General features: G+C 57.8%; 7 protein-coding genes. 2 read left to right on the forward strand and 5 right to left on the reverse strand.

Features of this window, described 5'->3' with window-relative positions; translation table 11 throughout:
- Positions 1-158: 158 nt before the first annotated feature.
- Complete coding sequence (locus JL719_RS11955; RefSeq protein ID WP_033156195.1) at positions 159-2,360, forward strand: hypothetical protein; 2,202 nt, start codon at positions 159-161, stop codon at positions 2,358-2,360.
- Between the two features lie 139 nt (positions 2,361-2,499).
- Here JL719_RS11955 and JL719_RS11960 read toward each other — a convergent pair whose 3' ends face one another.
- From JL719_RS11960 to JL719_RS11980, 5 genes are all read right to left on the reverse strand, one after another.
- Positions 2,500-3,027 carry an SRPBCC family protein gene (locus JL719_RS11960; RefSeq protein WP_033156194.1) on the reverse strand — a complete coding sequence of 176 codons (528 nt, stop codon included), beginning with the start codon at positions 3,025-3,027 and terminating at the stop codon, positions 2,500-2,502.
- A gap of 211 nt (positions 3,028-3,238) precedes the next feature.
- Complete coding sequence (locus tag JL719_RS11965) at positions 3,239-13,648, reverse strand: YDG domain-containing protein (protein ID WP_129871392.1); 10,410 nt, start codon at positions 13,646-13,648, stop codon at positions 3,239-3,241.
- A gap of 26 nt (positions 13,649-13,674) precedes the next feature.
- Complete coding sequence (locus tag JL719_RS11970) at positions 13,675-14,403, reverse strand: SapC family protein (RefSeq protein ID WP_051669849.1); 729 nt, start codon at positions 14,401-14,403, stop codon at positions 13,675-13,677.
- Between the two features lie 47 nt (positions 14,404-14,450).
- Positions 14,451-16,172, reverse strand: a complete 1,722-nt coding sequence (locus JL719_RS11975; RefSeq protein ID WP_033156191.1) for a ShlB/FhaC/HecB family hemolysin secretion/activation protein — start codon at positions 16,170-16,172, stop codon at positions 14,451-14,453.
- A gap of 554 nt (positions 16,173-16,726) precedes the next feature.
- Complete coding sequence (locus tag JL719_RS11980) at positions 16,727-17,344, reverse strand: TetR/AcrR family transcriptional regulator (protein WP_033156190.1); 618 nt, start codon at positions 17,342-17,344, stop codon at positions 16,727-16,729.
- Positions 17,345-17,453: 109 nt separating this feature from the next.
- Here JL719_RS11980 and JL719_RS11985 point away from each other — a divergent pair, with 109 nt between their 5' ends.
- Positions 17,454-18,701: an efflux RND transporter periplasmic adaptor subunit gene (locus JL719_RS11985; RefSeq protein WP_033156189.1), complete on the forward strand. Its 1,248-nt coding sequence runs from the start codon at positions 17,454-17,456 to the stop codon at positions 18,699-18,701.
- Position 18,702: the final 1 nt, after the last annotated feature.

Here is an 18,702-nt window from a genome sequence, read left to right on the forward strand (position 1 = left end):
TGAATGGTTATTGTGCCGACTGAATAACCTTATTAAAAAAAGCAATAAAGCATCATCGAGAAGCGACGCGGTATCGGATGTTGGCCGTTTGCTTCCATTCATATGGGCAATTCATTAACGATTACCCATCCGATCAAAACGTATTCATGGGAGATATTATGAATGCACGTCTATTTATATTTCAGTTTCTGCTGATTTTTCTGGGTGTATGCGAATTTGGTAGCGTCCAGGCGCTTGAACTCAAACCTAATTCCGTCGAAATCTTCGTAGGTGAACTAGCCAAGATTGCGGTCACAAAATCATCAGGAAGCATCAGTGTAAAATCCAGTAATACCAGTGTGGCGACAGTCACTTACGCCAGCGGTATCGCTAGCATCAAGGGTGTAAAAGCCGGCTCTACGACGGTCACGGTGAGAGATCGTAAGAGCTCGAAGCGCGTGGAAGTCAAAGTCATCAGCGCCCCTTCTCCCGTCTTGACGATTTCGCCGGCCGTATTGGCGGTCAATGTGGGCGGCACTGCCACCGTCACGGTCACTAACGCCTCCGGCACAGTAAACATTCAATCGTCGGACAACTCAATTGCCAGCGTCGGCTATGCCAATAATCTCGCTACCATAAAAGGTCTTAAAGCCGGCTCGGCCACGGTGACCATCCGCGACAGCAAGACGTCCAAAACGGTCGCGGTGACGGTCTTAAATACCACGGCTGTCGGCGAATACACCCTGCTCGCCTGGAACGACTTAGGCATGCATTGCATGGACGGCCTGGATTTTTCCGTGTTCGCCATCTTGCCGCCCTACAACACTTTGCATGCGCAATTGAAAGACAAAAACGGCAAGCTGGTCAGCAGCAACGTGTTGCTGACTTATGAAGCGGTCGTCGACAGTAGCGGCTCTATCAATACCAGCAGCGCCAACAAAACCAATTTCTGGTCTTGGGTCGGTGAGTTGGTAGGCTTGAATCCGGCACCGGATGTCGGGGTTAACCTGGATGGACTCGCCAGCGGAAACCCCATGCCCGGCAATAAAACGCCATCCCTAACACCCGCGCCGATGACCTACAACACAGCGTTCGGCTGGTTCGAGGCCGAGGGTATTCCGGTGACGCCCTTCGACGACAAAGGTAACAAGAACTTCTATCCCACCGTTAAGGTCGTGGCTAAGGATGCGCTGAGCGGTAAGGTTCTGGCTAGCGCCACCACCGTGTTGCCGGTCAGCGACGAGATGACTTGCAAAGGCTGCCACGCATCCACTGACACCAATAACAATGCCGCACAAACTGCCGCCAAACCGGTGACGGGCTGGGTGTTCGATGCCGACCCTGACAAAGACTGGAAGCGTAACATTCTGCGTCTGCATGATGAAAAACAGGCCGCCAATCCATTATTCAAGGATGCGCTGACCACATTGAATAGCAAAGGTTACAAATCAACAGGCTTACTGGCGACGGCCGATGCTGGGCAACCGGTTCTTTGCGTGGCGTGCCATGCCAGCAATGCCTATTTCGATAAGGAAAACAAGACCACGGTGATGGGCGGCATGACCGGCATTGCGCCATTCACCCAGTCCTTGCATTTAAAACATGCCGATGTAAAAGACCCTGCCACCCAGTTAACCCTGGATAGTCTGGACAACCGCAGCGCTTGTTACCAATGTCATCCGGGATCGGTAACGCAATGTCTGCGCGGAGCAATGTCCACCGCCACCGACGCCAGCGGCGACCCGTCTATCAGTTGCCAAAGCTGTCACGGCAATATGAAAGCGGTCGGTAGTGCCACTCGGCAAGGCTGGTTCAACGAGCCGACCTGCGAGTCTTGCCACAATAGCGCCGCGCCCGGCAAACGCGCGATTTCAGGCATCGACGCCACCGGTAAAGCGATTGTGCCAACAGATCATACCTTTGCCACCAATGCCAATACGCCGGTTCCCGGATTGAACTTGTACCGCTTCAGTAAAGGACACGGCGGCTTGCAATGCGAGGCTTGTCACGGTGCGACACACGCGGAGTATCCCTCCACACATGCTGACGAAAACCTGCAAAGCATCGCCGTGCAAGGACACGCCGGTACGGTAGCCGAATGTAAGGCTTGCCATACCACGGTGCCGAATACGGTAAACGGCGGCCCGCACGGCATGCATACCACCGGTGACGCCTGGGTTAAGCAACACGAAGACGCCAATAAAAACGGCACAGCCACTACGCCAAGCTGTAGCTATTGCCACGGTACGACCAGCGCCGGCACTCCCTTGAGTGCGGTAAAGGTTGCGAAAACCATTGATGCCGATGAGTTTGGTATTAAGAATTGGCCGGCGGGTTATCAAGTGAGTTGTTTTAGCTGCCACAACGGACCCAATCCGTAAAACCTCAGACAACAGATCGCCCCGCAAGGGGCGATTTTTTTGTGGGTTGACTCCGCTCACTACAGGAGACGATTGAAATTCACATACAAAGGTCCCTGGCTCTGTCACTCCCACGTAAGCAGGAATGACGACATAAAACTTACTTCTCCAGCTTGGCCTTCAAGCCGTTCAAGCCGTTCTTGAAAAACTGGGTCATCGCTTTAACCGCCGCTTCGTCACTCAAATTCTCCGGTGGCGTGTTGCCGGTATCACCGCGGTAGAAGCGGCTTTTGATGGTGACCACGCTGCTGTCGGCGGTCTCACCTGCCGCGACTTTCACATCCACCGTGTGCGAACTGGTTGGAAGCGCTTTGGTGTTTTCGGTTTTCAGCCGGTAGCTGTATTCGTGTTCGGCTTCGTTGTAATAATCCAATTCTTCAGTGAGGGTTTCGTCGTTTTGAAAGGTTAACGTGCGTAAACCACCGGACTGATTCTTGCGGTCACCCGCACTCTTTTTCAAGTCGCTATGCCAATTGGCAATGTCGTCGAAATTTTTCAGCTCTGCCCATACCTTGGCGATAGGCGCTTGGATGGTCACAGACTCCTTGGCTTTTTGCGGCGTCGGGCCGTGAGCGTGAACTTGCCAGGAAAGGAGCAAAAAGCTGAATGAAAGCATGATGTGTCGCATAAGCAATCCCGAAGGGTGGTGAAAAACCCGGTATTATCCGGGCGCACCGCCAGCGTTCATCGGGAATAAACCCCGAATTGATCCGGGGAAACTTCATTTAGCCTGCTGCCGGCAACTGTCGAAAGGAGCGAAAAGGTAAGTGCATCGCGAAGCCGACGCGGTTAAACAGAGCAAAGGTTCGCCCGGTCGATCAGCTTTTATCGCCGCAGATTCAGATTGCTTGGTCTTGTTTTTCGATAGTCACCACAATCGATTTTTGTTGGCCGCTCGCGCTGGTCTGAGTGATTACGACTTGCAGCGGTAACTGCGCCGCACCGGCGCTGTCGGTACTGAAGCTTAACGACTGACTATTAAAACTCAGCCAAGCCGGTAACGGCTCGCCGTTACCCATTTTCGCCGAGACCGTGCTGTCTCCGGCCGTTGCAGGCAGTGCTCCGGCAGGCAGCGCAAAACTGAAGCCACTTGAATAATCATTAACCTCAACGTTGGCAACGATCTGCATCTGCCCTCCCGCCACCAAGGTTTGGGACGCCAATAAATGCACGGTATTGCCTGATTGCGACGGCCCGGTACCACCCGTCGTCAAGCCGGTAGCGCTACTACCACCGCCATTGATCCCCGAGTCGGCGATATTAAATTGTACGGTCCGGTTGCTATCGGCACCGCGTAACGCAGAAAGCGCCAAGCCGCCGGTTTTGGCGCCGCTGTTGGAACCGTTGTTGCCCACGCCGCCGTTTCCGCCGCTGTCCGGTACTACGGTACCGGCGTCGACGGTATCGGTTGGCGTATTGCCGGCGGAGCTTTGTAGGATGGTGACGACTGGATTGCCGCCGGCTAGCGTGTAATTGCCGGCCAAGCCGCCATTTCCGCCGTCGCTCAAGGCCAAGGTTCCAAGATCGACCGGTTTATCGATACCGGCGCTACTATCTAACATTTGGCCAGCCCCGCTCAGCAGCAGAGTTTCATTGCCAACCAAAGTGCCTAAATTGAATACATTAGCATTCACAAGGTTACTGCCGTCGAATGCCCTCGAACCGGTTAAATGGATGACGTAAGGCAAAATTGTGCTGGTCGTGTTATCGCTGTAACTGATTGCGTAGTTGTTGCCACCATTGCCGTCGGAAACGCTAATACCGCTAACTCTCACAGTGCTACCGCCGCTGGCATTCTTATCAATGAACGTGTACACACCGCCGGATAAACTGTCCGAGCCGAACAGTTGGCTAGCGCTGCCGGCTTTGACGATTGGCGTGCCCGAGGCGGACGTGGTGCCGTCGTACGTTTTGATGATGTCGCTGGTGGTCAAAACCAAATTGGCTTGGCTGATGTCCGCTCTAAGATCTCCTCCTATCAAGGTGTAATTGCTGGCCAAGCCGCCGTTGCTGCCGTCGGCCAAGGTCAAAGAGCCTAAGCTCACGCTTTTGCCGATGCCAACGTTTTTATCAGCGATGGAGCCCGCACCTGATAGGGTTAAAGTCTCGCTACCGACCAGACTTCCGATGTGCAAATCCGTGGCGGCGACGGCTGTGGTGCCGTCATAGCTCCTGCCGCCACTCAGGTTCACAACAAACGGGCTGATAGTGCTGGTTGTGTTGTTCAGATAGGACACCGAATAATTATTGCCGGCATTGCCATCGTTCACGGTGACCCCGGCAACCGTGACGGTCTTAGTGCCGATACCGACATTTTTATCGGTGAAGGCAAACGTGCCGCCAATCAGGCTGTCGCTACCATAGAGTGTGCCGCTTGAGACCATGGCGGCGCCTATCACCGACGTATTGCCATCGTAGGTTTTACTGACGTTTCCAGTGCTGACGGTCAAACTTGCCGTAGTGAGGGTCGCGTTATGTGTGCCGCCCGTCAGCGTGTAATTGCTAGCCAAACCGCCGTTGCTGCCGTCGGCCAGCGCTAGGCTGCCCAGCGTCACGGATTTACCGACCCCTACGTGTTTATCCGCTACCGTACCGGTACCGCTTAGGTTCAAGGTTTCGGTTCCAAGCAGCGCACTCATGGCAAAAATATTGGCAGCCACATCGGCACTGCCGTCGTAGCTGCGATTGCCTGTCAAACTGACTGTGTAAGCCGTAATATCGGCACTAAGCGTACCGCCAACCAAGGTGTAATTGCTGGCCAGACCGCCGTTGCCGCCATCATTCAAGGCCAAAGAGCCTAGCGAAAGCGTTTTACCGGTGCCGACATTTTTATCGGCGACCGTTCCGGCACCGCTCAGGCCCAGGGTTTCGCTACCGACCAGGGTAGAGGTCGCCAAACTAGCGGCAGTGATGGCGGTGGTGCCGTCGTAAGTGCGACTGCCGGTCAGGTCGACGACGTAGGCCGTAATATCGGCAGCATGCGTGCCGCCCGTCAGCGTGTAGTTGCTGGCCAAACCGCCGTTGCTGCCGTCGGCCAGGGCCAAAGTCCCCAAGGTCACCGCTTTGCCGGTGCCGACGTTTTTATCGGCGACCGTGCCGGTGCCGCTCACACTCAGGGTTTCGCTGCCAACCAAGCTGCCGGTGGAGAAAATGCCCGCCGCCACGTTGCTCGAACCGTTATAGGCCCGGTTGCCGGTCAGGCTGACCACGAACGGCGTGATGGTGCTGCTGGTGTTATTGGCGTAACTGATCGAATAGTTGGCACCGCTGTTGCCGTCGCTCACCGTCACGCCGCTGACGCTCACCGTTTTATTGCCGCTGCCGACGTTTTTGTCGGTGAAAGCGAATGTGCCGCCACTCAGACTATCGCTGCCGTACAGCGTACCGCCGGTCAGCGTGGCGGTGCCGGCCGCACTGGTGCCGCCGTCGTATGCCTTGCTGACGTCGCTGGTGCTGACGGTCAAGCCGGCGGCTGAAATATCGGCGCTATGCGTGCCGCCCGTCAGCGTGTAGTTGCTGGCCAAACCGCCGTTGCTGCCGTCGGCCAGGGCCAAAGTCCCCAAGGTCACCGCTTTGCCGGTGCCGACGTTTTTATCGGCGACCGTGCCGGTGCCGCTCACACTCAGGGTTTCGCTGCCAACCAAGCTGCCGGTCGAGAATATGCCCGCCGCCACGTTGCTCGAACCGTTATAGGCCCGGTTGCCGGTCAGGCTGACCACGAACGGCGTGATGGTGCTGCTGGTGTTATTGGCGTAACTGATCGAATAGTTGGCACCGCTGTTGCCGTCGCTCACCGTCACGCCGCTGACGCTCACCGTTTTATTGCCGCTGCCGACGTTTTTGTCGGTGAAAGCGAATGTGCCGCCACTCAGACTATCGCTGCCGTACAGCGTACCGCCGGTCAGCGTGGCGGTGCCGGCCGCACTGGTGCCGCCGTCGTATGCCTTGCTGACGTCGCTGGTGCTGACGGTCAAGCCGGCGGCTGAAATATCGGCGCTATGCGTGCCGCCGGTCAGCGTGTAGTTACTGGCCAAACCGCCGTTGCTGCCGTCGGCCAGCGCCAGGGTGCCTAAGGTAACTGTCTTGCCGGTGCCGGCGTTTTTGCTGGCGACCGTGCCGGTGCCGCTCACGCTCAGGGTTTCACTGCCAACCAAGCTGCCGGTCGAGAATATACCGGCCGCCACGTTGGTCGAACCATTAAAGGCCCGATTGCCGGTCAGGCTGACCACGAACGGCGTGATGGTGCTGCTGGTGTTATTAGCGTAACTGATCGAATAGTTGGCGCCGCTGTTGCCGTCGCTCACCGAAACGCCGCTGACGCTTACTGTTTTATTGCCGCTGCCGACGTTTTTGTCGGTGAAAGCGAATGTCCCACCGCTCAGACTATCGCTGCCGTACAGCGTACCGCCGGTCAGCGTGGCGGTGCCGGCCGCACTGGTGCCGCCGTCGTATGCCTTGCTGACGTCGCTGGTGCTGACGGTCAAGCCGGCGGCTGAAATATCGGCGCTATGCGTGCCGCCCGTCAGCGTATAGTTGCTGGCCAAACCGCCGTTGCTGCCGTCGGCCAGCGCCAGGGTGCCTAAGGTAACTGTCTTGCCGGTGCCGGCGTTTTTGCTGGCGACCGTACCGGTGCCGCTCAGGCTCAGGGTTTCGCTGCCGACCAAGCTGCCGGTCGAAAAGATGCCGGCCGCCACGTTGGTCGAACCGTTAAAGGCCCGATTGCCGGTCAGGCTGACGACATAAGGTGTGATGGTCAAAGTGCCGTTGACATAACTGAAATCGTAGTTGCTCGAAGTGTATCCGCTCCCGGTAATGGTGTAGCTACCCGCGTTGGTGGCGCCTTGCGACGTGCCGCCGTAACTGACGCTGCCGCCCAATACGCTTGATGTTTCGCTGTTAACGAAGCCGGTAATATTGACGCCATGGCCACCGCTGTAGCCCAAGCCGTTGTAGGCGCGGCTGTCGTCACTGGCGGTCACGGTCAGCGTTTTTTTGTTGACCGTTAAGGTTCCGCTGGCGCCTCCGGTGCCTATCGTCGTCGAATAACCGGCCCCGCCGCTGATCGCAGCCGAACCCACCGCGCCGTTGACGGTATAGCTGCCGACCGCGCGGGCAGTGCCGGCCGTGCCGCCGACGATGCTAAAACTCGGCGTGCCGCTTAAACCCGCGACGGTAGCCGAGTCCGTCACGCCGTCGTCGTTGACGTAGCCCGAAAATGCGCTGCTCGCGCTAGGGTCGGCGTCGCCGTAGGTTTTACTGATGTTGCCGACGTCGACGCTCAAGCTCGGCTGGTAGTCATAGATCAGGTGATTGCCCGCGACGATTGTTGCCGGCGCGTTGCCGTCGTAAGTTTTGTTGTATAGCCTGGGGAGCGCCGAACCGGCCACCCCGGTCAGGCCGCCCTCGGTCGAGCCCGATGGGCTGTGCATGTACACCAACCAGCGTCCGTTGCCCGCAGAGAGTACATTGCTACCCACATTGTTGATCAGCTCGCCGCCGCTGGCGGCCGCCAAAACCAGCGCATCCCCGCTGCCGTTGGCGGTCAAGCCTGCACCGCTGTTCAAAACGATATTTTTGCTGCCGCTCGCGCCGCCGGTACCGCGATGGATAATGCTGATCGTATCGGCCAATAATTGTCCCGCCAACGTGATATTGCCGCTGTCGTCTTCGGTGTTGCCGGTGCCGTCGCGTAATTCCATGGTGATGGAACCGGTGCCGGCGTTGATCGTAACACCGTTGGCAACTTCGATGACGGCATTACCGGCCGCACGATCAGCATCGACCACGCCGTTGGCGGCCAAATCGTTGGCATGCAAGACCAAATTGCCGCCGTCGGTGGTGATGTCGGCATTGAGGTAAATGCTGCGTCCCGCCTCCAACTTCAGGGTCGCTGACGAACTAAAAAGCCCGGCGACATTGAGCGCACTGTTAACGGTGATGTCGTTGCTGGCTTGTAGCGTGACGTTGGTACCCCAGCCGAGTAGATTGGTCAAAACGTCCGGGGCTATGGCCATGTCTTTGCCGACCGCCATCCCATAAGTAATGCGACTCGGATCGGTGGCGCCCGAGGTTACCCGGCCGCTATTTTCGTTGGCGAAGCTGACCACGAAGGTATCGCCGTGGTCATAAGCAAAGCCTGGCAGCAGGCTGAAATAGTTGGTGCCGGCATATTGATAGTAATCCACCCAAGGGCCGCCGGTATCGAAGCTGATGCCGCTGTTCGCCGTGGTGCCGACAACGCTGTTCGCGTCCGAAACCTCGCCGAAAATACCGTAGAAGGCATCGCCGTAGGTCACGGCGCCGGCGTTCGCCAATGCGCCGTTGCGCCAATCGGTATCGATGACCAGATAGTCGTAGTAATAGGTATTGTAGTTAACGGTTAATCTAACTTGGTTCAGGCCGACGTCCTGATTGCTGTAACTACCGATCAAGCTGTTGCTGGCCGACACCGCGCCGGCGACGCCGATGCTGGCGCGCGCCCAGGATAACGCCCCGGCATCCGCAGCGGAACCGTTATGCCAGTGCCGGCTACCGACTAAATAAGATACGCCCAAGTCTATGATCCCGTCGCTGCCGACCTGGTCGCCAGCCTGGCTGCCGACCAAGCTGTTACCGATCCCGACCACCGCGCCTTGGCTGCTCTCGCCGTAAGCGAAACCGGTTTTTTCCGCGACCCAGGTCACCGCGCCGGCATCGGCGTTGGCGCCGCTGTGCCAATGCGGACTTAACACCAGATAGTTATAACTCGAGACGCCGTTGATAGGATCGTAACCGTTCGTCAAAACCGTGACGCCGCCGCTGCCGACCTGATCGCCGGAGGTGGCGCCTATCAGGCTGTTGCTGCTGCTCACCGCCCCTAAAGCGCCGGTCAGGCGGCTGCCCCATGTCACCGCACCCAACTGCGTGTCGGTGCCGTTACCCCAGTTCGGGCTGATCACAACATAGCCCACCCGCGTCGCGTTGTTATATTCAGCCGGCAGTGCGACCACGCCGCCACTGCCGACGCGGTCGTTGGCGTGAGTACCGACCAAACTGTTGGCCGCGCTGGCATTGCCGGTCAACGGCGACGCCGCGCCGGCCGTCGTGGTGACGCTGCCCCAGGTCACCGCGCCGGCATCGGCCGTCGCGCCGTTGTCCCAATAAGGACTCGCAATCGAGTAATAATCCAGATGGTACTGTTTCTGACCTACTCCGCTACCCGTGGTCCAGTCGTACGGCAACAGCGTGACGCCGCCGCTGCCGATTTGATCGCCTGCGGTACCGCCGATCAAGCTGTTTGCCGAGCTAATACTTCCGGTTATGCCTGTGGCCGCCGCGGTTTTGGTAACGGCCCCAACGTTCGCGTTGCCGCCGTCGCTCCAATTGGGGCTAATAACCAAATAATAAGCAGTGCGGGTGCCTGACCAAGTGCTTCCGTTGTAAGTCAATTCGGTATATTGCCCGGCTTTGACACCGCCGCTGCCAACCTGATCAGCTGCGGTGTCGCCGACGAGGCTGTTACCAGAGCCAACGGTTCCTTGGATACCGCTGGCTTCGGCGCCGAATGTGACAGCCCCGCGATCACTGTCCCAATGCGGGCTGATCACGCCGTAAAAATAGGTGTAAGTCCAGTTGTTTGCGGTCTCCACACCGTTAAAAGCCGTTACGACGCCGCCGCTACCTACTCGGTCGTTGGTATGACTTCCAATCAAGCTGTTGCTGCTACTGATAGCGCCACTGACGCCGCTGCCGACACTACCCCAACTCGCGGCGCCCGCATCGGCATTACCGCCGTTATCCCAGGTGGGGGTTAGGACCACGTAATCGGCCACGCCCACATCGACGATATTGTTGACGTCGCTGCCGACACCGTCGTTGGCTGTACTGCCGACCAAGCTGTTTCCCGCGCCGACCGCGCCGCTGACGCCGCTCGTTTTGCTACCCCAGGTGACCGCCCCGGCATCAGTGGCTCCGCCGTTGTCCCAGTCAGGACTCAACACCAAATAGTAACCGTCCTTCATCAAAATTCCGCCCCCTCCGACATGATCGTTGGCGGTCGTACCGACCAGACTGTTGGCCGAGCCCAAGGTGCCGGTCTTGGTGGCTGTGGCGTTCCAGAAGGTCACCGCACCGGCGCTGCCATTCCATAACGGGCTGAGTACCATGTAACCCGGATCTTGCCCTAGGTAACTGGCGCCGCCGCTGCCGACCTGATCGCCGGCATGGCTGCCGACCAAGCTGTTGCCGCTGCCGATGACACCGGATACGCCGCCGTTGTTGGTGCTGGTTTCGGTCGGGATATTCGTTAGCGTGTTTCCGAATAAGTCCGTCGTCGTGACAGTGCCGTAGGTGATGGTGCGGCCGTCGCCCCAGGTGATCGCACCGGCGTCGGCGGTTGAGCCGCCATTGTTGAAATGGGGACTGAGTATCAAGTAATACGGATGGGTTGAAGTATAGCCGGTATCCGGGCTGCGGCTGGTGTAGTGGCTGAGTAACTGGATGCCGCCACTGCCGACCAAATCGCCGGCGGTGGCGCCGACCAGACTGTTGGCCGACGATACCGCGAAACCGGGCGTCGCCCCACCGGACGCATAACCGGTTGCGGCATTGAGCCAGGTGACCGCACCTTTATCGCCGTCCCAATGCGGGCTGGCGACTACATACGCGGCGTCGGTACGGTAAGTGTTGACGTGGCCGTGCGGCGGGGTATCGCTGGGTTGACTGGTGTAGTTGGTACTGTTGCTGTAATAAAGCACTTTGATGTCGCCGCTACCGATCTGGTCGTTGGCATTGCTGCCGACCAAACTATTCGCCGAAGAAACGGTGCCGGTCAATGCGGCCAAACCGCTGGCCCACGTGACCGCACCGGCGTCCGCGCTGGCGCCGTTCTGCCAGTGCGGGCTGGCTATCGCGAAATAATTGCGGTAATACTCGGTGGCAGTAATCAACGCGCCGCTACTGTTGTAGTCATGAAACTCGGTGACGAATTGCGTAATGCCGCTGCTGCCGATTCGGTCTCCAGACGCCGCACCGACCAGGCTGTTGGTGGATGAAATGACACCGGATATTCCGCTCAACGCACTACCCATCGTGACCGCACCGGTATTGCCATTCCATTGCGGGTTCAAGACTAAATATTTCAGGTAGCCGTTGTCGTTGCTCCAAGTGTGACCGGTCGCGCCGTAATAATTATCGACCAACACGATACTGCCGCTGCCCACGGCATCGCTTGCCGAGCTGCCGACCAAACTGTTGGCTGACGATACGGTGCCGCTTAATCCCGTGGTACCGCTTGACCAGGTCACCGCCCCCTTGCCGCCGTCCCAATGCGGACTGGAAATTAAAAAGTTGCCCAGCGAACTGAACGAGACGTTGACGTTGGTATTGGTGTTTTGGCTAACCAGCTGGGTGATCCCACCACTGCCGAGGCGATCATCGGCGTGGCTACCGGTGACGGTCGCGATCAGCGCCCCGGACCAGCCGTTGTACAAATAAACCGCGCCGGCATCCTGGCCGCCGAAGTCGTCATAGGGATTCGTGACCGCCACGTTGGTGCTCCACAGTACCGACGTGCCGGTGCCGAAGCCGGATGTGACGCCCAGTGTGTTGGTCGGATTGGGGTCTTCGAAATCGAATTGCGGGTACTGGCCGCTGCTGTCGATGGTGATGTTGCGCGGGTCGAGTAATAGACTGCCGTTGCGACCCTGACTGGCCAAGGTGGTAACAGTTCCGCCAAACAGCAGGGCCTCGTGAGACGAGACTTCCACGGTACCGCCGTCGCCGCCCGCCGAACCACCCTTGGCGGAGATCGTGCCGTAAAAATCGGTTTGCTGATCCGACCAAACCACGACCTCGCCGCCGTTGCCTATATCAATGGCGTCGGCTTGCAGTTGGGTGAAGGGATTGATTCGGGTTATCGCGGCATTGCGAACCGCCGTGTCATTGCCGTGAAAACCGCCGCCGATACTGATTTTGCCGCCACCCTTGGCACCGTTGGCGGTGATCGTCGCAGCAGCCAACGTGACGTCTTTGCCGCCGGTGACGGTGATATTGCCGCCGCGTCCGGCAACGCCGCCGGCATCCAGGGTGGCGGAACTGAATACGCCACCTTGGCTCCCGGCGGTCACGGCGATGTCGCCGCCGTTTTGACTTCCCTTAGTAGACAGTTTGGCGGATACAGTCTGGATGACTCGACTATCGGCGGCAATCGTAATTCGGCCGCCGTCGGAGACGGTACCTTCGGCACTGAGCGTTCCGGTTTGCAGCACGCGGTCGCCGGTCAGGCGAATATCCCCGCCGCTATCACCGTCGGCGCGGACGGTGCCGGTGTCGACGACCAGCCGGCCGTGCTCGACGACATTGCCGCCTTGAGTATTCTCGGCGGCGGACACGTCCAGTGTGCCGCTGTTACGCACTTCGTCGCCGATCAGTTCTATCGAACCGCCGCGATTAACCAGGGATTTGGCTTCAATCACGCCGCTGTTATTAATCGCGGCGCCGCGCAATTGGTCGGCGGCGCTGGCAGTCATGATGACCCGGCCGCCATCGGCGCGGATCAACTGTTTGTTCTCGATCAGTGAATTGACGGTGGCTGGATCGACTTGAACGTTGACCAGTTTACCTTCGTCTAATTCCAGTTTTACGCCATCGCCGCCGGCCAGCGCCACCGTGCCCAAACGGGCCTGGACCACACCTTCGTTGCTGACGTTGGGGGCCAGCAAGGCCACGTATCCGCCGTCCTTGGCACGGATGTCGCCCTGATTGACGACGCCGGCGTCGCTGCCGTCGCGCTTGAAATGGTAGTTGCCGGCACGGAAATCCGCATCGCTGATGTTCATCGTCGACGCCGCCATCGCGCCAACATCGACTTGAGCGCCCTTGGCAAACAGCACGCCGTTGGGATTCACCAGAAACACCTGACCGTTGGCGGTCAATCGGCCGGCAATGACCGATGCTTCGCCGGCTGCTACGCGGTTCAGCGCGATTGCGCTGGCGTTGGGCTGTTGATAATCCACGTGGGCATTGGCACCGATGTTGTAGCTCTGCCAGTTGATGATGGCTTTATCACTGCCTTGGACGACATCCATCCGTGCGCCATCTTGGTGGATTTGGGCCTGTCCCGACGCCACCTGGCCGCCGCTAGGCAGCGCATTGCCGGCCAATTCGGCCAAGGCCGGCTGCCAAGCACCAGCCAAGGCGATCTGTATCGCCAGCACCAGAGGATGACGGTTGAAGTGCGGCGTGCGACTTTGGTTAGCATATCGGTTCATAAGACTGTCCTCTCGAATCAGTGCGGTTATTCGGTGCTTACGGCGGCTTTACGCTCCAATAGGCGGGCAAAATTGCTCAACGACGCCAAGTGCAGATAGATCAATCCTAACCAGCCGGCTTGGAACAGGCTGTCCAACGCATCGCGGCCGATTTTTTGGAAACGCGCCTCATCCACTATCCAAAGGCCGGATAAGGAGTAACGCTCGCCGCTCGGTGATACTGCATCGGCCCTGCGTTCGGTTAAGAGGTCCAATTCGTGCAAGGTGGCTGCGAATTGCGCGGTCAGCTGCGATTCGGCGTGGAACTCCCGCAAAAAGGCGATGATTTGTTGTAGGTAAGCTGACGGTGCGCCGTCGACCAGCAAAGGCTCGCCGGCCGTTTCGTTAAAACGCGGGCAAGTGTCGTCAAAACAGACGACCAATTGCTTGTCTTCGGCCTGTTCGGCAGGTACGAACGGGTATCGGCGAACGAAGGCTGGTATGTAATGTCCGGTCCAACGGCCAGCAGCGTTGACGAACAGGTTTTCGCCGTCGTTCAAGCCCAGCACTACCACTGGAACGAAGTGGCCGTCGCCGGCTTTGGCGAAGGCGATCGGGTATTCCTTGCCGGCTTCGCTGAATTCGGGACCAATCAGCGGCACCGAGTTACTGACGCGCGCGTAACCGACGTCTTCGGACGGCGCAATATGCAACCGGCCGTGAGCGGCTGGGTTCAAACTGACGATGCGTTTATAAAACAGCAATTGGTTATCCACAGTGGTATCGCCGGTTGAGTGGGTGGAAAAATGGCGTCAAAAGACTTTTAAAACGCTTTGCTCAGGCTGACCCAAAAATGAGGCGTTTTGTAAGTGCCGTCCGAATCGTTGCCGTCTGCCGAACGGGCTGGGTTGGCGCCTATGCGTTGGGCAACGCTGCCGCGGATGACGAAATTACCGGGTACCACCCAGTTGATTCCGAAGCCGCCGCCGCTGAGCGTGTAATGATTAGGCCCGCCTTCGGTGGCATTCGGCCAGAGGTCGTTGTGCAGCGTGATGCCGCCGTGATCGATGAAGCCGACCAATTCGACATGCTCGTAAACTTCGTAGCGTAGTTCAAAATTCATCAGATAGCCTTCGTCGCCCAGGGCTTCGTTGACTGGATAAGCTCTGATGCCGAAAGGCCCGCCCAGACTGAATTTTTCGGAAGAATCCAGATTTTTCGTGGCCAGTTGTCCACTGACGCCGGCATAGAAGCGCAATTTGTCGGTCAGGCTTTGTAGACGGGAGGCGTTAAGCGAGAACTTTTGATAGGCGCCGCCGGCGCGGGCCGTGGCCCGGTTTTGAGTCTGGTCGGTCAAGCTTCCCGACAAATCCAGGTTGCCCGCCACCATTGTTGCGCCGAATAGCGTGACCGCGCCGCCTAGCAAGTCGTCCTGATGATCGCCGCTCAGACCGATGTAGCCGCTTTGTACCTCTTTATCGCTGACCACGCTCCCGAGGCTGGTGTTGTAATAGTGGCGATCGTCGAAACCGCTGGCCACGTAAAGATTAGTGCTCACCCCGCGAAGCAAGGGATAGGTGGCGAAGGTACCGCCGGTCCAGGCCGAACCTTGAGCGTCCAATGACTGAAAGGGTTCACCCAGGGTGTAGTCCAGCGCGGACGCGGCCAGACCAATCCGCAGCCCGGAGTAGCCTACCGGCAGCGAATAGGCAATTCTGCCGTAAACGTTACCGCTGCCGCCTTGAACCCGTAACGAGGCCAGATCGCCGAGGCGCAACGGATTATTCAGATTTAGCGATCCGCCGAATTGGTTCATGCCGACTGAGCGCACGCCGGTATTGCTGTAATCCACGGAGCCGCTGATTAAGTTGCTGGGATCGATTTTCAGCAGCAGGTCGGATTCGCCGGCTCTAGCACCGGCCTTCAGAGTGGAAGAAACCGTGCCGCCGGTCAGATCGTTCAACAGCAGGATGCCGCGTTGCATATCGGCCAATCGCAAAGCCTCCCCTGTGGGCTGAGCCGCCAACATGGTTTGTCGGGGAATATCGTTTCGGTAGACGGCGGCCGGGTCGTCGACCTCCACTTTGCCTAATTTCGCTTCGCGGATCAGGATTTCGACGATGCCGTCGCGAATTTGCTGAGCGGGCAATACCGCGCGGGCAAAAAAGCCACGTTGCTGGTAATACTCTGCTATATCGCGAGTGATCTTGCGCAGTTCGGCCAAGCTTAAGTCCTTGCCGATGTGGTCTTTCAGAAACGCCTGTAGTTCGGCTTCGCCGATCAACTCGGCGCCGCTGATTTTCCATCCCTTAACTTGAATACGGATGTCGCCTTCACCGGCAGGCGCCGGTTGCTCCGTGATTTCGAACGGGACGTTCGAATCACCCGGCAAAATCGGTTCGGGTTTGATATTTCGTAGAATCGACCCCGCCTCGGGAACCACTTCAGCGGCTTGACCGGGAACCGGACAACTGATTAGGAAAGCTAAGGCAGCGGCGCTGAGCCGAATCCGGATGAGTTTGCGATTTCGAAGGGTCGGTTGCATACGATTCCAATTGCTGACATGAATGGAAATGGTCGCCTGTCCGCTTTTTGTCTTAAGGCCGCTAGGTCAGTTACGACTAACGCGGCCCGTCTGGTAGTTACTCGATGCGGATTAGCGTGCTCAGACAAAATAGCTGCTCGATCATAACCGTTCGGCTCAGTTGCCGCAAAGGATAGTTTCCGACAGACCACAAGAACGGTATGGAAATAATATAGTCGATTTAAAATGAGTCGAACGCAAAAATTTGCCTAGCTTTAATTCAAGCGCGTTAATTAGGTTTCTAGTTTGAGCAAACCGCGGCTTTTCGCGCTGTGACCGACTATATTGTCAACTTCTCTAATATGCGGCGCTTGTCATTAGCCATGGGCTTACCTGCCGCCCTGTGGCTAGGAAATGAAAATAGCAGCCCAACGACCTGTCGCGGTGTCCGAAAAAAGTTGCCCACTACAACTCGACCTTGATGATCGTCACCGCCGCGAAATCCGGAACCCCGTTACCGGAATGGATTAACTGCGAGGTCTGACGGATGCCGCCACCGCGACACATGAAATGCCTTAACGGGTTACCAGACACCCTTGCAAAAACAAGCTGACAGACTGACGCACCCAAACGTCTATCTCCGCTTCGTCGGGCGTCGGCTCCAAACCCAGTTGTAAGCGCTGTAAGCGTTCGCCACGCACCGCACTGATGAATTGGTCGGCCAGGAAATACGGGTCCATATCTATCATTAAGCCGGCCTGTTGCTGGCGGATAAAAAACTGCGCTAACAATCCCAGCGTCCGGCGCGGTCCTTGTTCGTAAAATTGTGTCGCCAGATCAGGGAAACGAGGTGATTCGCCGATCAATATCGCCCGCATCCGCAATACATCCGGACGGGTAATCCGATACAAAAACTGCCGGGCAAAATTGGTCAACGCCTCTTCCAATTCGCAATCGTCGGACAGGCTACCGATAAATTGATCACTGCAACGCCGGATCAACGCGCCGAACAAGCCGGCTTTGCCGCCGAATTGGCTATAGATCGTCCGCAGCGATACCCGCGCATCGCGGGCGATGGTTTCCATACTCAGGTTTCCGTAACCGTTTTCAAGAAAAAGCTGTAAGGCTGCATCGAGTAATCGATCCCGACTTTGCTGTTCATCGCCCTTACAGGGACGTCCACATTTAACCATGCTGTGTGATTCGCGAAATGAATTGACTTGGATAAAGATGATAACCTAGACTAAACGGTAATAGATATTACCATTTTTAGTTAAACGACGACTAAGGCAGTACACGGCAATGGCAAAAAAACCGCGCATGACGCTTGCATCCCAACAGCCCCCTTCATCGCCGGTAGCGGCTGATTTTGCAGGGCAAACCCATCGCCAAGCACAGCGACATGTGGTAAAGCTCGGCGTGGTCGGCATCGCCCTGCAACTGACTTTGGCTGGCTGTGGCGATGCCGGAGCCCCTGCCGGCGCAACAGCCGCGCCACCGCCGCCCAATGTAAAAATCGCGCAGCCCTTAAACCGCGAAACGACGGAATGGGACGAATACACCGGCCGGATCGAAGCGATCAACTCGGTGGACATCCGCGCCCGGGTTGGCGGCTATTTGGACACCGTCAATTTCACTGCGGGCGCCAAGGTCAAGAAAGGCGATTTGCTGTTTCAAATCGACCCTAAACCGCTGAAAGCCCAGCTTAATTATGCGCAAGCCGAATTGGAGCGCGCCAAAACCAAACGCGAGCTGGCGAAAAACGATTTGACCCGCGCCGAAAACCTGTTCAAAGCCAAAGCCATTTCCGCCGAAGAATACGACATGCGCACCAAAGGCTTGCGCGAAGCGGCGGCGGCGGTCGAATCGGCGGAAGCCAACGTGTACACCGCAAAATTAAACCTGGAATACACCGAAATCCGCGCGCCCATCAGCGGGCGGGTTGGCCGCGAGATGATCACCGCCGGCAATCTGGTCAAAGCCGACGACACCGTGCTGACCAATATTGTGTCCACTGATCCGGTTTACGTGTACGTCGATGCCGACGAACAATCGGTGTTGCGTTACCGCCGGCATGCCCAGCAACACGGCCAAAGCACCGCCGATCTAAAAGGTACGCCGGTACAACTGGCGGTGGCCGATGAAACCGATTTTCCGCATCAAGGCAAACTGGACTACATCGCCCCGCGCGAGGATGCCGCCACCGGCACTCTGAGTTTGCGCGGCGTGTTCGCCAATCCGGACGAATTGCTCAGCCCCGGTTTTTTTGCGCGGTTGCGAGTGCAAGCCTCGGCATCGTACCCTGCCCTGTTAGTGCCCGACCGCGCCGTCGCCACCGATCAGGCGCAGCGGTTTGTCTGGGTCATCAACCAGGACAACCAAGCCGAGTACCGTCAAGTTACCCCAGGCTCGCGCATCGGCGAGATGCGGGTGATCCGCAGCGGCCTGCAAGCCGGTGACTGGGTGGTAGTAGAAGGCGTGCAAAAGCTCAAACCCGGCGCCAAAGTCAATCCGGAACGCATCGATTTGACCGCGCCGGGAGCACAATAAG

Origin of the sequence: Methylomonas sp. LW13 (assembly GCF_016865255.1) — a bacterium.
Classification (GTDB): Bacteria; Pseudomonadota; Gammaproteobacteria; order Methylococcales; family Methylomonadaceae; genus Methylomonas.

Excerpts from the sequence above, each read along its gene's own strand:
- JL719_RS11955 (WP_033156195.1), top strand. The coding sequence starts at position 159 with ATGAATGCACGTCTATTTATATTTCAGTTTCTGCTGATTTTTCTGGGT.
- JL719_RS11960 (WP_033156194.1), bottom strand. The coding sequence starts at position 3,027 with ATGCGACACATCATGCTTTCATTCAGCTTTTTGCTCCTTTCCTGGCAA.
- JL719_RS11965 (WP_129871392.1), bottom strand. The coding sequence starts at position 13,648 with ATGAACCGATATGCTAACCAAAGTCGCACGCCGCACTTCAACCGTCAT.
- JL719_RS11975 (WP_033156191.1), bottom strand. The coding sequence starts at position 16,172 with ATGCAACCGACCCTTCGAAATCGCAAACTCATCCGGATTCGGCTCAGC.
- JL719_RS11980 (WP_033156190.1), bottom strand. The coding sequence starts at position 17,344 with ATGGTTAAATGTGGACGTCCCTGTAAGGGCGATGAACAGCAAAGTCGG.
- JL719_RS11985 (WP_033156189.1), top strand. The coding sequence starts at position 17,454 with ATGGCAAAAAAACCGCGCATGACGCTTGCATCCCAACAGCCCCCTTCA.